Source organism: Pseudomonas syringae group sp. J248-6 (genome assembly GCF_032586995.1).
GTDB classification, from domain to species: Bacteria; Pseudomonadota; Gammaproteobacteria; order Pseudomonadales; family Pseudomonadaceae; genus Aquipseudomonas; species Aquipseudomonas amygdali.
The window spans coordinates 247,262-261,987 of the sequence record NZ_JAWHOP010000002.1 but is presented as its reverse complement, the minus strand read 5'-3'; the positions used below and the strand labels follow the sequence as shown (position 1 = coordinate 261,987).

General features: G+C 58.6%; 10 protein-coding genes. 2 read left to right on the top strand and 8 right to left on the bottom strand.

Translation table 11 applies throughout. The annotated features are described in order from the left end of the window. Positions 1-14: 14 nt before the first annotated feature. Complete coding sequence (locus RYC17_RS03260; RefSeq protein WP_316887100.1) at positions 15-1,442, top strand: DUF2723 domain-containing protein; 1,428 nt, start codon at positions 15-17, stop codon at positions 1,440-1,442. Positions 1,443-1,490: 48 nt separating this feature from the next. Here the strand turns inward: RYC17_RS03260 and RYC17_RS03255 are convergent, their stop codons facing one another. The 7 genes from RYC17_RS03255 to RYC17_RS03225 all read right to left on the bottom strand — a co-directional run bounded on the left by RYC17_RS03255 (position 1,491) and on the right by RYC17_RS03225 (position 10,366). Then, positions 1,491-3,317 carry a glycoside hydrolase family 15 protein gene (locus RYC17_RS03255; protein WP_122258189.1) on the bottom strand — a complete coding sequence of 609 codons (1,827 nt, stop codon included), beginning with the start codon at positions 3,315-3,317 and terminating at the stop codon, positions 1,491-1,493. Next, on the bottom strand, positions 3,310-4,110 hold the full coding sequence (locus RYC17_RS03250; protein WP_005733527.1) for an SDR family oxidoreductase: 801 nt from the start codon (positions 4,108-4,110) through the stop codon (positions 3,310-3,312). The genes RYC17_RS03255 and RYC17_RS03250 overlap by 8 nt, the downstream gene beginning before the upstream one ends. 67 nt (positions 4,111-4,177) lie before the next feature. After that, positions 4,178-5,215, bottom strand: coding sequence for an NADP(H)-dependent aldo-keto reductase (locus RYC17_RS03245; RefSeq protein ID WP_058401124.1), 1,038 nt, complete (start codon positions 5,213-5,215; stop codon positions 4,178-4,180). Positions 5,216-5,302: 87 nt separating this feature from the next. Beyond that, complete coding sequence (locus RYC17_RS03240) at positions 5,303-7,114, bottom strand: ABC transporter ATP-binding protein (RefSeq protein WP_122258188.1); 1,812 nt, start codon at positions 7,112-7,114, stop codon at positions 5,303-5,305. Between the two features lie 306 nt (positions 7,115-7,420). Next, positions 7,421-8,491, bottom strand: a complete 1,071-nt coding sequence (locus tag RYC17_RS03235) for a DUF1615 domain-containing protein (protein WP_004658518.1) — start codon at positions 8,489-8,491, stop codon at positions 7,421-7,423. 80 nt (positions 8,492-8,571) lie between these two features. Then, complete coding sequence (glsB, locus tag RYC17_RS03230) at positions 8,572-9,480, bottom strand: glutaminase B (protein ID WP_002553827.1); 909 nt, start codon at positions 9,478-9,480, stop codon at positions 8,572-8,574. A 70-nt stretch (positions 9,481-9,550) separates the two neighbouring features. Continuing rightward, positions 9,551-10,366 carry a class II aldolase/adducin family protein gene (locus RYC17_RS03225; protein ID WP_002553828.1) on the bottom strand — a complete coding sequence of 272 codons (816 nt, stop codon included), beginning with the start codon at positions 10,364-10,366 and terminating at the stop codon, positions 9,551-9,553. 233 nt (positions 10,367-10,599) lie between these two features. Here RYC17_RS03225 and RYC17_RS03220 point away from each other — a divergent pair, with 233 nt between their 5' ends. Beyond that, the gene (locus RYC17_RS03220) at positions 10,600-11,637 is read left to right on the top strand and encodes an ABC transporter substrate-binding protein (RefSeq protein WP_122281157.1); all 1,038 of its coding nucleotides are present in this window, start codon (positions 10,600-10,602) and stop codon (positions 11,635-11,637) included. A gap of 447 nt (positions 11,638-12,084) precedes the next feature. On the opposite strand, the gene RYC17_RS03215 is transcribed toward RYC17_RS03220, so the two are convergent. Beyond that, positions 12,085-14,487, bottom strand: a complete 2,403-nt coding sequence (locus tag RYC17_RS03215; RefSeq protein WP_122258186.1) for a TonB-dependent receptor plug domain-containing protein — start codon at positions 14,485-14,487, stop codon at positions 12,085-12,087. Positions 14,488-14,726 lie beyond the last annotated feature (239 nt).

Here is a 14,726-nt window from a genome sequence, read left to right as displayed (position 1 = left end):
GGAGGAGCTGTTCAATGCCACCCGATTCGCGCACCTCGATTGCCATGCCCCTGTTTCTGCTGGGTGCCGCCATCGCCGCAAGTTTTCTGGCCTCCAGCGGGCCGGTGCAATGGATGGACAATGGCATGTTTCTGGCCAACGCCCGCGAAGGCCATTATTTCAGTCAGTCGCTCGGACCGCTGGAGCATCCGCTTTATCAACTGCTCAACTCGGTATTCTTCACACTGTTCGGCTCACGCGCGCTCAGCCTGCTGAATTCGTTACTCCTCGTGCCGTTGGCATGGATCGTCTATCGACTGGCGCAAAGCCTCGGCGCCGGGCAACGTCAGGCCATACTCGCTGGCGCAGCGACGGTATTGGCGCACGGAGTGTTCTGGGTGTCGACCAAAGCCGAGGTTTACCTGCTGCACACGCTGGTCGTACTGCTGGCTTATACGCTGCAGTTCAATGACAGTAACCGTCTGACGCCGCTGAAAAAGCTGTTCATGATTGGCGTGCTGACTGGAATGGCGGCCTCGACTCATCAACTGACCTTCGTGGTCCTGCTGCCGCTGTACCTGTATCTGCTGTACCTGTATAAAGCGCGCGTTTTGATCACCCTGCCCGGCTTCATGCTCGGCTTCGCAGCGGCGGCTGTCGCGGTGTTCAATGACCTGAACACCGGATTGGGCCTGCTGGATATTGCTCGACGTTACCTGACCGGTGCGTCCGCGACCATTGCGGGGCCGGAGTGGCAAGGCAGCCTGTTGCGTTTCGACGAACTCCTGGAGGAAAGGAACGCAGCCATACTGGTGCTGCTGTCACTGATAGGGCCGCAGTTGGCGGGGCTGCTGCTGTTTCCCAAGGAGAGTCGGCTGCGGTTGTTGTGGAGTGCGGCGCTGTTGAATCTGGTTTTTGCCATTTCCTATAACGTGACCGACCGTTTCACCTTTTTTCTACCCGGCGTGGCGATGCTGAGCATCATCGGCATGATTCAGCTGCGGCGGGTTTTGCCACACAATGTGACACGCAGCACCTTGCTCAATCTCTCGGTATTGTCCTCGCCGACAGTGGTTCTGTTGGCGTATTCACTTTACGCAAACGGGGTCATACATTTTCCTGAGCATAAGGAGAAGCTGCCCTACCGCGACGATATCCGTTATTTCATGGTGCCTTACCTGCGCGACCGCTCTGCCGAGCAGTTCGTGCGCGCCTATGAACAGGTCGTGCCCAACGGTGCGTTGATCATCGCCGACTGGACACCGATGGGTGCCATGCGCTCCGGGCAAGCCATCGGGCTGCTTGGCGGTCGCAGGCTGGCCATGTGCGACGACAACGTTGCCATTCGAGCGGCCTTGAACAGCAACGGCGTCTATCTACCACGGTTGAGCTATTGCGGGACGCTTACACAGAACTACCGGCTGGAAGAACAGCCGGCAGGATATTCATTGCAGGCGAACTGATCATGAATGAACCTCTGACTCTCATTCATGATCAGTTCGCGCACACTCTCAAGGCTGCCAGAGCGCCTGCCCGCCGCCCAGTTTGCGGTCCAGAAAACTGGCCGCACTGATCAACGCCAGATGGCTCAGGGCCTGCGGTGTGTTACCGAGATGATGAGCATGCGCGTCGAATTCTTCGGCGTACAAGCCCAGCGGGTTGGCGTAACGCAGCAATTGTTCGAACTCCAGATGCGCCTGCTCGACCCGACCGGCGCGGGCCAGACATTCGACGTACCAGAACGAACAGGCAACGAATGCGCCCTCTTCGCCTGCCAGTCCGTCATCGTGATCATCATCGTTGCGATAGCGGAATACCATCCCGTCACGCACCAGTGCTGCCTCGATGGCGTCCAGCGTCGCCAGCCACTTCGGGTCATTGGCACCGACAAAGCGTACCAGCGGCATCAGCAGCATTGAGGCATCCAGATTGCGGCTGCCCTTGTGCTGCACGAAGTGGCCCAGGTCTTCGTTCCAGAAATTCTCCCAGATATCGTTGTGGATCTCTTCACGTACCCTGGTCCAGCGCTCGAAGGGCCCCGACAGCGAGCGCTTGAACGCCAGGCGCAGTGCCCGGTCCAGTGCCACCCAGCACATCAGCCGCGAATGCAGAAAATGCTGATCGCCACCGCGCATTTCCCAGATGCCCACATCGCGGTCGCTCCAGTGTTCGCACACGTAGTCGACCTGGCGAACGACATGCTGCCAACCGTCGTGCGAGATGGCGTCGCCATACTTGTTGGCCAGGTAGACGGCGTCCATCAGTTCGCCATAGATATCCAGCTGAACCTGCTTGTAGGCCTCATTGCCGATGCGTACCGGCTGAGCACCGCCGTAGCCGGACAAATGATCGAGATTGTCTTCCGGCAATTCTGCGTGGCCATCGAGGGCATACAGAATGCCGAGTTTCTCGGTCTGCTCACAGCAGTCGTCGAGCCGCCCGCGCACCCACCCCATGAACGCATTGGCCTCGTCGGTGTAGCCCAGACGCATGAAGGCATACACGGTGAACGAAGCGTCACGGATCCAGGTATAACGGTAGTCCCAGTTGCGCTCGCCGCCCTCGGTTTCCGGCAGACCGAACGTCGCGGCTGCAACAATGCCACCATGCTTGCGCGAGGTCAGCAGCTTGAGCGCAAGCGCCGAGCGGGTGACCATTTCACGCCAGCGGCCCTTGTATTGCGATTGCCCGGCCCAGCGCCGCCAGAATTTCAGCGTGTCGTCGAAATAGCGCGAGCATTTGCCTGCGGCCACGTTCGGGTCATCGATACCACCAAGAATGAACTCGATGGTCTGGCCTTTGTGCATGTGAAACTCGGCCACAGCATCCTGCTGCTCCAGCTGTAGCGGCGTAGCGGCCGACAGGCGCATGCCTGGCTGCCCTTCGGCCTCGAAACAGATGTCCTGGCCATCGATACGCGCGGTGGTTTCAGCTCGGCTGTAGTCCATGCGTACCCGGCAGCGCATGCGAATCGTGGCCTCGCCAAAACGCACTTGAACCCTGCGCACGATGCGCGGCAGATCGTCCTGATCTTCACCAATCGGCATAAGGTCGGTGACTTCCACCACTGCGTCCTCGGAAATCCAGCGGGTTTGCAGGACATTGGTGTCGGGCAGGTAAATCTGCAGCCTTCTGGCGTCCGGCAAGTCAGGTGCCAGTTGAAAAATCCCGGCATCGGGCGTATCCAGCAGCGCGGTGAAAATCGACGGACTGTCGAAATCCGGCCAGCAGCAGAAGTCGATACTGCCCGTGTCGGCGATCAGCGCGGCGCTGCGCATATCGCCAATGATGCCGTGGTCTTCGATACGGTTTTGCGCTTCTTGGGGAAAATCAGCCATTGCCACGGAACTCCGGATAGAGGGTCATCCCGCCGTCGATGTACAGGGTGGTGCCGTGCACATAATCCGAGGCATCGGAGGCCAGCCAGAGCACGGCATTGGCGACGTCTTCGGGCTCACCGATACGGCCATAAGGGATCAGCTTGAGCATTTCCTTCTCGGCGTCGCCCTTGCGTGCGTCGGCATTGATCGGCGTGCGAATGGCACCCGGCGCAACGCTGTTGACGCGAATTTTCAGCTCGCCGACTTCCTGAGCGATGCTGCGCATCAACAGATCGACGCCGCCCTTGGACGCTGCGTAATTGACGTGCCCGGCCCATGGAATCAGCTGGTGCACTGAACTCATGTGAATGATCTTGCCCATCGCCCGTGACACATCAGGGCGCATGCCTTGCTTGATGAACTGGCGCAACGCAGCGCGGGCACAGAGAAATTGCCCGGTCAGGTTGACGTTGATGACTGTGTTCCAGTCTTCCAGGCTCATGTCGACGATGGCTGCGTCTTTTTGCAGGCCCGAGTTGGCGACCAGGATGTCCAATGCGCCAAAGTGCTCGATGGTCTGCGCAAACAGGCGCTCGACGTCTGCTTCTTTCGACACGTCGGCGCCGACAGCAAGGGCACGACCGCCCGCTGCACGAATCTCTTCAGCCAGCTTCTCGGCAGGTTCAGCCTTGGAGTTGTAATTGATCACCACCGCTGCACCGGCGTCCGCCAGCGCTCGCGCAGCACCTGCGCCCAGACCGGAGCTGGCGCCGGTAACGATTGCGACTTGTTGCTTGAGTGAGATATGCATCGAATTTCAGCCTCGGAGTAAGCGTACTAGTGCTGACTGACGAGGCTGAAAGTAAGTTCAGTTCGGCTTATGGGGCCGGGTTGGGCTGAGCGGTATGAATGGCTTCGATACCGGCGATAACCTCATCGGACAGCGTGACGTCGATGCTCTCCAGATTGATCTTCAGCTGATCCAGTTTCGTGGCACCAATGATGTTGCTGGTTACGAACGGACGGCTGGTGACGTAGGCCAGCGCCATCTGCGAAGGGTCCAGGCCGTGTTCGCGGGCCAGCGCGACGTATTTGGCGGTGGCGCTGACCGCCTGCGGGTTGTTGTAGCGCTGGAAGCGCTCGAACAGGGTCAGGCGGCCATCGGCCGGACGTGCACCGTCCAGGTACTTGCCAGCCAACACACCGAACGCCAGTGGCGAATAGGCCAGCAAGCCGATCTGTTCGCGAATGGCGATCTCTGCCAGACCGACCTCAAAGGTGCGATTAAGCAGGTTGTAGGGGTTCTGGATCGAGACAGCACGCGGCAAGTCAAGGGTTTCGGCCAGGTGCAGAAAACGCTGGGTGCCCCACGGCGTTTCGTTGGACAGGCCAAAGTGGCGAATCTTGCCCGCCTTGACCAGATCGCCCAGTACCGACAGGGTTTCTTCGATTTCGACGGCCTGATCATCCGGGTCGTGGGTGTAACCGAGCACGCCGAAGAAGTTGGTCTTGCGATCCGGCCAGTGCAGCTGGTACAGGTCCAGATAATCGGTATTAAGACGCTTGAGGCTGGCTTCCAGCGCCGCAGTGATGTTCTTGCGGTCAAGCCGCGGATTGCCATCGCGGATATGATCCATGCGACCTGGACCGGCGACCTTGCTGGCCAGTACCCAGTCGTTGCGGTCAGCGTACTTCTTGAAGTACTCGCCGATGATGCTTTCGGTCTTGGTATACGTCTCGCCACGCGGCGGCACCGGGTACATTTCTGCCGTGTCGAGGAAGTTGACCTTGGCATCCTTGGCCATACGAATCTGTTCGAATGCTTCATCCTGGGTGTTCTGCTCGCCCCAGGTCATGGTGCCCAGACAGATCGCGCTGACCGACAGATCGGTTTTGCCCAATTTACGAAATTGCATCGATGTCTCCGTTTGATTCAAAAAGATACAGCTTGAAACAGGGCTCCCATAAAACGCCGACTGGTCATTGACTGCAACACTTTTTATCTAGCGATAGCCTTGCGCTTGCAGATCGAACAGCGCGGCGTAGCGCCCTGCCGCGGCAATCAGGCTGTCGTGATCACCGCGCTCCAGCACCCGCCCATGCTCCAGCACGACGATATGTTCGGCGTTGCGCACACTGGAAAAACGGTGGGAAATCAGCAGCGTCATGCGTCCCTTGGCGTACTCGCGAAAATGCTCGAATACCGCAGCTTCTGCCCCGGCATCCAGCGCGGCAGTGGGCTCATCGAGAATCAGAATATCGGCATCGCGACGCATGTAGGCGCGTGACAGCGCGATTTTCTGCCACTGCCCGCCGGACAGCTCCTGACCGCCTGCGAACCAGCGACCCAATTGTGTGGCGTAACCCTTGTCGAGCTGTTCGATAAACTGCGCTGCCATGCCTTGCGCAGCGGCTTCGCGCCAGCGGGTTTCGTCGTGAAAGGCCTGGGTATCGCCGACCCCGAGGTTTTCACCGACCAGAAACTGATAGCGAATGAAGTCCTGAAAAATCACGCCGATGCGTGAACGCAGGGCGTCTTCGTCCCATTCCTGCAAATCGCTGCCATCCAGCAGAATGCGTCCTTGGTCGGGCTGATAAAGGCGCGTCAGCAACTTGATCAGGGTGGTCTTCCCCGAGCCGTTCTCGCCCACCAGCGCCACGCTACGACCCGGTGCAAGATGCAGATCGATGTTTTCCAGTGCTGCGCGGCTGGTGCCAGGGTAAGTGAAGCTGACGTTCTCGAAACGCATGCCATCGCCGGGCAGTGCACCCTGGGTCAGGCTGCCAGCAGACGGCGTGACCGGCTGACCGAGGTAAATGTACAGGTCGGCGAGGTACAGCCCGTCCTCGTACAAACCACTGATCGCACTCAGGCTGCTGCTCACAGCGGCCTGCCCTTGCTTGAACAGCACCAGGTACATGGTCATCTGCCCCAGGGTAATACGCCCATGCACCGCATCGACCACCACCCAGGCGTACGCCAGATAGAACGAAGCAGTGCCCAGCAAGCCGAGCAGAAAGCCCCAGCCATCACGGCGCACGGTCAAGCGGCGGTCTTCGGCATACAACCGTTCAAAGGTGTCGCGATATCGTTTGAGCAGCAGCGGCGCGAAGCCGAACAGCTTGACCTCTTTGATGTAGCCCTCGTGGGAGAGCAGTGTTTCGATGTAGTTCTGCCGACGGGTTTCCGGAGCACGCCGGGTAAACAGGCGGAACGCGTCGCCGGAAAAATGCGCCTCGGCAAAGAACACCGGCAATGCGCCGAGCACCAGAATCAGCAACGCCCAGGGCGAGAAATGCACCAGCAGTACGGCAAAGCTGATCAGCGAAATGAGGTTTTGCAGCAATCCCAGGGATTTGGTCACCAGTGCCAGCGGCCGTGTCGAGGCTTCACGCCGGACGCGCACGAGCTTGTCGTAAAACTCCGAGTCTTCGAACTGCGACAGTGACAGGGTCTGGGCCTTCTCCAGAATCAACGTATTGACCTTCTGCCCCAGCAACACCCGCAACAGCGCCTGCTGCACCGACAGCCCGCGTTGCGCACCGGCCAGCAGGGCCAGTACACCGGCCTCAAGCAACACATAACGCAACACCGGCCATAAAGGAGCCTCGCCAGTGCTGGCATGCAGTTGCATGGCACTGACCACCGCATCGACAATCCGCTGCCCCAGCCAGGCGGCCAGCGCGGGCAGCAAGCCTGCCACCAGCGTGGCAACGATCAAGCCAACGGAGAGCGCTCGGGACGTGGTCCAGACCAGATGCATGGCCCGTAAGGCCTGCTGCATGAACGACGTGAAGCGTTTGAAAACCGGCATACGTTAAAAAATCCTGAAGAGCCTTACATATAGGGGGCAGTTCACTGAAGCGCTCATCGTTATACACAAAGCCTTGAGATGACTATCGTGCCAATGCTCCGCGTTGGCATGCAGTTCGTGACGCTCTGCGTCGCACATCTTCAGTCTGGTGAAACAGCAGGCGTAACCGGAGCTCAGGCCTGCATCTCGTACGGCCTGAATCAGGTGTCAAGGCTCTAATGTGTGACGCGGAGCGTCACGAACTGCATTACCACGCGGAGCGTGGTAACGATAATCGATGTGTGATCGCTTATTCCGGACTCACCCTCACTTCGGTGCGCGCTGTACGCAGCGTTCGCGGCGGTCGTCGACGCGCTCGGCGAACCAGGCGGTGGTCAGGTTGCGGGTGATTTTCGGGCTTTTCAGGGTGATGCCGGGCAGGATGGCTCTTGGCAAGGGCTTGCCTGCTGCCTTGTCCGCCAGTGCAAACACCTTGCTGTACAGATCGGTCTCTTCGAACTCCAGGGTATCGCCCTGCTTGAGCTGGTTCCATATCTGTGACTTGTTCATGCCCAGCCGGTCAGCCAGGGTTCGCACTGCCAGCTCGGTGGAGCCTGGCGAGGTGGAGTCGAAACGAATCAGATCGCCATCCAGCGCCAGCTCGATGCCGGTCGCACGACTCACCGCGTTCTGAAACGCGGCATTGCGACTGGCGTACCAACCGGCATTGAAATCGGCAAAGCGGTACAGGGACTGGGTGTAGTTCACCGGGTAACCCAGTAGATGAGCGATGCCGAAATACATGCCGCCACGGCGAGTAAAGACTTCGCGTCGGATCGAGCCATCCACCGTGTAGGGATAATCTTCCGCATGCTTCTCGGCAAAGGCGATGCTTACCTGCATCGGGCCGCCGGTCTTGACCGGGTTGAAATTGCCGAACAGTGCCTGGCCCAGCGGTACCATGCCGATGAAATCATCAAAGATCGCGCTGAGGTCTTTCTCTGTGCGGGCTGAATCGAGGCGTTTGCCATAGGTCTTGCCGTCTGGTGAACGTACGCGCAATGCAGTGGCTATCAACGCATTGGGGATATGCAAGCGCGCCGCGCGGCGGTTTATTTCGGCACGGGCAATGCGGCCCATGTCCGGCACCGCAGGGTCGACCTGAAAGGTTGACTCCTGTTCGGTCACAGCCAATACCGAGCACAGGTTTTCGGTGGTCATCGGAATTTTCTGCGCGGCAAATGCGGCATGGATATCTGTTGCCCAAGCCTGCCGATCCGTAACAGTGGCAGGCATCAGGCGCACGATCTGCGCACGCGCCTGTTCCGGGCTCAGTTCAGGTTCCTGCACACGCTGAGTGCCACAACCTGCCAGCACCAGCAGCCCGACGCTCAGCATGAGCGATTTGCTTAGCCTTCGATTCAATCCATGACTCCTGCCAGGTTCGCGATTTACCGCACCGTTCACTTCAGAAGGCTTTAAAACACCGACCAGTCGATCCTCGCGCTGAGTTTTTCCAGCGCAGCCATACCGACAAGGGAATTGCCCGCCGCGTTCAACTCCGGAGACCACACACAGACCGAAGCGCGCTCCGGCACAATCGCAACGATACCACCCCCTACTCCGCTCTTACCTGGCAGGCCGACGCGATAGGCAAAGTTACCGGCTTCATCGTAAAGACCGCTGGTGGCCATGATCGAATTGACCTGAGTGGCCTGGCGCGCGGTGAGTATCTGCTCGCCACTGTGAGTGCAGAAGCCCTGATTGGCCAGAAAACCGAACGCCTTGGCCAGATCAATGCAATTCATGCTCAGCGCGCAATGGTGGAAATAGCTGCGCAGCACGTCTTCCACATCGCCATGAAAATTGTCGAATGACTTCATCAGATAGGCCGCTGCGGCGTTGCGCGAACGGTGCTGGTATTCGGATTCCGCAACTTTGGAATCGGAGGTGATCGCCCGGTTGCCGCACAGGCGTCGAACGAAGTCACGCATTGACAGCGACGGTGCCGCAAACCGTGCCTGATTGATGTCGCAGATCACCAGCGCGCCGGCGTTGATGAACGGGTTGCGCGGCCTGCCCCGTTCGAATTCCAGCTGCACCAGCGAGTTGAACGGCTGGCCGGAGGGCTCGTGCCCCAGGCGCTGCCAGATGTCCTCACCGGAGTGCCCGATGGCCTGCACCAGGCTGAACACCTTGGAAATACTCTGTATCGAAAACTGCGTTTCGGCATCACCGGCGCTGAACACCTGGCCGTCGTTGCCGTACACCGCAATGCCCAGTTGATCAGGCCGCACCCCGCCCAGCGCCGGAATGTAATCGGCCACCTTGCCCTGACCAAGCAAGGGTCTTACTTCATCGAGGATTTCGTTCAGCAGGTCTTGCATGTGTGCGCCCCATGTTTTGGCTGCGCACACTACACCAACCCCAGGCGCCTCGCATCACTGTGTTGCAGGCTCAGTCCCGGTAATCGGTGCCGCTACGCTCCAGCTCGCGGATCAGCGCATTCCAGTGTCGGGCGACACCCGGACCATTACCGTCCTTGATGGCCTTGGCCTGCTCTTCCACTTTGGCGATGACCTCCCGGGGCGGAAACACCAGCTCTGCGTTGCCGGCAGACTGCGCTGCAATCTGGATATTGCAGGCGTACTCGAGGGCATGCAGCTGCTGGAATGCGTGCTCTACACTCACCCCGCCGGTGAGCAAGCCGTGATTGCGCAGGATCATCACGCTCTTGTCACCCAGGTCCGCGACCAGTCGTTCACGCTCGCTCAGGTCCAGCGCAATGCCTTCGTAACCGTGATAGGCCACGCGCCCGGAGAAGGCAATGGAGTGCTGGGAGATCGGCAGCAATCCGTCCTTTTGCGCCGACACTGCGATACCGTCACGGGTGTGGGTGTGCAGCACCGCTTGCAGGTCATGGCGCGCAGCGTGAATGGCACTGTGAATCACGTAACCGGCGTAGTTGATACCCAGCCCTGTCGGGTCATCGACAATCGTGCCGTCGATGTCGACCTTGACCAGATTGGATGCGGTGATTTCATCGAACAACAGGCCAAACGCGTTGATCAGAAAGTGCTCGTCCGGCCCCGGTACCCGCGCCGAGAAGTGTGTATAGATATGGTCGGTCCAGCGCTTGAGCGCGGCCAGCCGATAGGCCGCCGCCAACTTGACCCGGACTTCCCATTCCTGCGGCGAAACCCTGTCACGCACACTGCCGCCACCCGACGGCGTAGTACCTGGCTGGAGTGGCAAAGCGCTGACGTTGCTCATAATGTTGCTCCTTGGTGACTGCTGACTGGCCAGCCAGACTAGGCGCATTACAAATCAATTAAAAATTACATTTACTTCTAAGCTAATTATAAAAAATAAGAATATTAAAAATGACTGCCATACAGGTTTCCCAAGCGCATCAGGCGGTCTATTGATATTCGGTAAGGTTATTTAAATAAATTTTTATATAGCGATATGCTCCAGAAAATTCCGTTTCCGTTTTGGAGCCATGCATGTCAAAACCTGTCCTGTTTCTACCCCGTTTCAGCCGCCTGGCAGCGGCCATCGGGCTTGGTGCTGCGCTGTTGACCGGAACGCTGGTTGCGCCCGCCAGCGCACAGGCTGAAGGCGAAATTCGCATTGCCGAGCAGTTCGGCATCGTCTACCTGCTGCTAAACGTGGTGCGCGATCAACAATTGATCGAGAAACACGGCAAGCAAGACGGCCTGGAGATCAAGGTGGACTGGACCCAACTGTCCGGAGGTTCGGCGGTCAACGATGCCCTGCTGTCAGGCTCCATTGATGTTGCCGGTGCCGGGGTTGGCCCGTTGCTGACCATCTGGGACCGCACCAAGGACAGGCAGAACGTCAAGGCGGTCGCGTCGCTGGGCAACTTCCCCTATTACCTGGTGAGCAATAACCCCAACGTCAAAACCATCGCCGACTTCACCGAAAAGGACCGCATCGCGGTGCCGGCAGTCAGTGTTTCAGTGCAGTCACGCTACCTGCAGTTCGCCGCCGCGAAACTCTGGGGCGACAAGGAATACGCACGCCTGGACAAGTACACCTTGAGCCTGCCGCACCCGGACGCCGCCGCCAGCCTGATCGCTGGCGGCACCGAGTTGACCGGGCACTTTTCCAACCCGCCTTATCAGGATCAGGAACTGAAAAACCCCAACGTGCATGTAGTGCTCAACACCTATGACCTGCTGGGGCCTAACTCTCCCACCGTACTGTTCGCCACCGAGAAATTTCGCAACGAAAACCCGAAAACCTACAAGGCCTTCATTGAAGCGCTGGCCGAGGCAGAAGCGTTCGTCAGTAAAGACATTGGTGCTGCCGCCGACATCTACCTGCGCGTCACCAAGGCGAAGATCGACCGTGCCGAACTGTTGAAGATCATTGATCAGCCGGAGTTTCAATTCACCATCACGCCGAAGAACACCTACCCGCTGGCCGAGTTTCTGTACCGCGTCGGCGCGATCAAGAACAAGCCAGCGTCGTGGAAGGATTACTTCTTTCAGGATGCCACCCCGTTGCAGGGCAGTTGAGAGTGAAACGCAGAGCATTTTTGTGACGCTCTGCGTCACACAGGTTCTGCGAGGTCAGATAGATTCAGATAAGACTCAAGTCCCCTTTTCGCCCCTCGGCGCCTCACTTTGAGGGACCAAAGTGAGCAAAGTCCTCGCTCCTGTTTCCGGCCCGACTTCGTCGGGTTCCTTCGCCCTGTCACTGATCCGGGGGCCGCCGCAACGGGCCATCCTTGGCCCGGTGCGGCTTGCTCGGCGTCCTGCCTCGCATCCCCCGGATCAGCGTCAGGACTCAGCCGTCACTAACGTCGCACTCTGCGTCGTCAGTGCCGTCGCGACAAAAAAGCGCTTTCATTTATGTGCAGTGACTACGGGCAAGACATGCCGTTGTGTTGCAGCACAGATATGACGCGAAGCGTCACGAGCTGTATGCCAACGCGCAGCATCGACATGAGAATCAGCGGCAAATTACCAGTTGTACGTCACCTTGCCGTAGTAAAACGCCCCGCTATACCCGTAAGGCGAGAACGTGCTGTAAGCCAGGTTGCCGCCGCTGGACGAGAAGTCGTTGAGCTTTTCGGGGTACTTGTCGGTGACGTTATCGCCGCCCAGGGTGAAGACCCAGTTCTTGAGTGTGTAGTCTACTGCGAGGTCCAGCAGCCACGCAGCGCTGAAGGTCTGATCGTTGACCTTGTCGGCCTGGTAGCTGGTGAACTCGCCGTAGCGAACCAGGTTGGAATGCAGTGCCCAGTTACCGAACGTCAGATCATTGCCCAGCGTCAGTTTGTGCTGCGGGGTGGTGTCACCCAGCAGACCGATACGCTCCCTGCGATCCACCCGAACCAGATTCACCCCTAACTGATCGAGAATCGCCGGGTTGGCTTTCACGTCGGTGACTTTAGTGTGGTTGTAGTTGTAGCCCACTGTGCTGTTCCAACGGACGCCGTTATCGAACTGGTAGCGGTAATTGGCGACCAGATCGACACCATCGGTGCTGGTGTCTGTGGCGTTGGTGAAATAGCGCGCGCTGGTGTAGTTGATATCACCCACGCCATTGCTGCGCAGGTAGTTGATGGCCGTGTTGTTGAGCACCAGGTTAGAGGACAGCGAGATACGATCCTGAATATCGATGCGATAGACGTCGGCGGTCACAGTCAGGCTGTCCAGTGGCTGGAGCACCAGGCCCAGGCTGTAGTTGCGCGACTTTTCGGGCTTGAGGTCTTCGGCGCCTAACAGTTGCGCAACGTTACTGCCGGCCGGGAACGTGCCCGCTTCCTGAACAGTGTTGCCAATCAGTTGCGACGAGGTGAAGGTGAAATTCTGCTGCGCCAGTGAAGGTGCGCGGAAGCCTGTCGACACGCTGCCTCGCAAGGCCACCTGCGGGGTGAAGTCATAACGAGCAGAGAGCGAGCCGCTGACGTTGGAGCCAAAATCGCTGTAGTCCTCGTGGCGAACGGCAGCCGACACACCGAGCTTCTCGGTCAGGTTGGTTTCCACATCCAGATACTGGGCGAAGTTGTGTCGCGAGTAGCTGCCTGCATCGGCGGAACGGAAACCGCCCAGCCCGGAACTGCCGGTCTGAAAATACGACTCGGCCTGCCCTGCCTCGATCTGATAACCCTGGCGCAGGTATTCGGCGCCAAACGCGACCGACACCGGATAAGGCAGCCATGCCGCGCTGAATTCCCGCGACAGGTCGAAACTCAGTTGCTTCTGGTCGTTGGTCAGCGTGCCGTTATCGAAGGAGCGCGGCGTATTCAAGCCCAGTGACGTATTGATGGTTTTGGTGCGCAGTTCATAGGTATTTTTCCCGTAGTTGGCAGACACGTCGTAGTGCCAGTCATCCGCCAGTTCGCCGCGTAACCCCGCTACCAGCGAGGTGTCTTCCAGAGTGCCGTTAATCAGTGGCAGATAACCGTTGGGGTAAATTGCAGCGATATTGTTGGAGGCGTTGCTCGGCCGATAAAACGCGGCAGTTTCACCACGGCGCTTGCTGTAGCCCCCGAAGCTGTAGAACTCCGCTGCATCGTTGAAGCTGTACTCGGCGTTGTATTGCAACTTGCCCTCGTGGGTTTGCGGCTCACCCTGACGGAACACCTGCTGACCGTAAGTCGTGGAGCCTATGCTGGAAGTACGAAGATCATCACCGGCACGGTTGGTGTAGTCGTTGTTGGAGCCTTCACCCGACAGGTTCAACGTGCCGTTGTCGCCCAGCGCGAAACCCGTGTTACCGGACACCTGACGCTGAATCCCGTCGCCCTTCTTGTACTGTCCGTACTTGCTGGAAATCGACCCGCCATGATCGGCGCTCTTGAGGATGATGTTGATCACCCCGGCAATCGCATCGGAACCGTAACGCGCTGAAGCACCGTCGCGCAGCACTTCGATGTGGTCAATGGCAGACAGCGGAATGGCGTTCAGGTCGGCAGGTGCCGAACCGCGTCCCACCGCCCCACCCAGGTTGACGAAGGCCGATGTGTGGCGGCGCTTGCCATTGACCAGCACCAGCACCTGATCCGGCGACAGCCCGCGCAATTGCGCCGGCCGGGTCAGCTCGGCACCGTCCACCAGGCTGGGCCGCGGAAAGTTGATCGAAGGGATCAAGCGCGCCAGCACCGTGCCCAATTCGCTGGAGCCGGAACTGCGCAGGCTGTCACCGGAAATCACATCAATGGGCGACAGCGAGGCACTGGCCGTGCGCTCCTGCGCCCTGGTGCCGGTAACGATTACCGTGCCCAGGGTGGATGCGCTTTGGTTGTTTTGTTCATCTGTTGCCTGTGCAGCGTGAGCGCTTGCACTGATGCCTGCGACGCTCAGCAAATTGGCTGAAAAAATCGCCGTGGCCAATACACTCCGCTTGAAATTCCCCATACCACTACCCCTTGAAAATCCTTGATCCAGAAACTCTGTTCTGGTTACAACGAGCGATCCGTGCGGCGGACGGTAGCGATCATTACAGTGTCTGATTGGTGTTCCGGAGGTCCGATGCTTTATAGCTTAATGACATTGATTTAAATTTTTAAATATCAATAAAGAATAAGCATCTACATTTGTGTCCAGACTGAAAAATGCCTGAAACGCGGACAAAAAAAGGCCGCACCTGCCTGAGG

Excerpts from the sequence above, each read along its gene's own strand:
- RYC17_RS03250 (WP_005733527.1), bottom strand. The coding sequence starts at position 4,110 with ATGCATATCTCACTCAAGCAACAAGTCGCAATCGTTACCGGCGCCAGC.
- RYC17_RS03260 (WP_316887100.1), top strand. The coding sequence starts at position 15 with ATGCCACCCGATTCGCGCACCTCGATTGCCATGCCCCTGTTTCTGCTG.
- RYC17_RS03235 (WP_004658518.1), bottom strand. The coding sequence starts at position 8,491 with ATGCTGAGCGTCGGGCTGCTGGTGCTGGCAGGTTGTGGCACTCAGCGT.
- RYC17_RS03255 (WP_122258189.1), bottom strand. The coding sequence starts at position 3,317 with ATGGCTGATTTTCCCCAAGAAGCGCAAAACCGTATCGAAGACCACGGC.
- RYC17_RS03245 (WP_058401124.1), bottom strand. The coding sequence starts at position 5,215 with ATGCAATTTCGTAAATTGGGCAAAACCGATCTGTCGGTCAGCGCGATC.
- RYC17_RS03220 (WP_122281157.1), top strand. The coding sequence starts at position 10,600 with ATGTCAAAACCTGTCCTGTTTCTACCCCGTTTCAGCCGCCTGGCAGCG.
- RYC17_RS03240 (WP_122258188.1), bottom strand. The coding sequence starts at position 7,114 with ATGCCGGTTTTCAAACGCTTCACGTCGTTCATGCAGCAGGCCTTACGG.
- glsB (WP_002553827.1), bottom strand. The coding sequence starts at position 9,480 with ATGCAAGACCTGCTGAACGAAATCCTCGATGAAGTAAGACCCTTGCTT.
- RYC17_RS03225 (WP_002553828.1), bottom strand. The coding sequence starts at position 10,366 with ATGAGCAACGTCAGCGCTTTGCCACTCCAGCCAGGTACTACGCCGTCG.
- RYC17_RS03215 (WP_122258186.1), bottom strand. The coding sequence starts at position 14,487 with ATGGGGAATTTCAAGCGGAGTGTATTGGCCACGGCGATTTTTTCAGCC.